Source organism: Streptomyces sp. SP17BM10, assembly GCF_036322405.1.
Taxonomy (GTDB): domain Bacteria; phylum Actinomycetota; class Actinomycetes; order Streptomycetales; family Streptomycetaceae; genus Kitasatospora.
The window spans coordinates 1-266 of sequence record NZ_JAQYXB010000016.1 but is presented as its reverse complement, the minus strand read 5'-3'; the positions used below and the strand labels follow the sequence as shown (position 1 = coordinate 266).

Annotated in this window: 1 pseudogene; it reads left to right on the top strand. The window is 72.2% G+C overall.

Annotated elements, in window-relative coordinates:
* Nucleotides 1–129, top strand: a pseudogene (locus tag PUR71_RS00050) (hypothetical protein); the annotation flags it as partial.
* Nucleotides 130–266: the final 137 nt, after the last annotated feature.

The window sequence follows — 266 nt, the reverse complement described above, 5'->3', positions numbered from 1 at the left end:
GGCGTGATGCTCTCCGCCAGCCACAACGCGATGCCGGACAACGGCATCAAGTTCCTCGCCCGCGGCGGCCACAAGCTGGACGACACGATCGAGGACGCGATCGAGGCCCACTACCGCGCCCACGCCCACCCGGCGAGCAGAGCGGAAGAGCGGCGTGGCGGGAAAGAAGTGTCCATTCGAGTGTAGATCTCCGTGGTCGCCGTATCCGTAAAACCGGGGGGGGGGGGGGGGGGGGGGGGGGGGGGGGGGGGGGGGGGGGGGGGGGG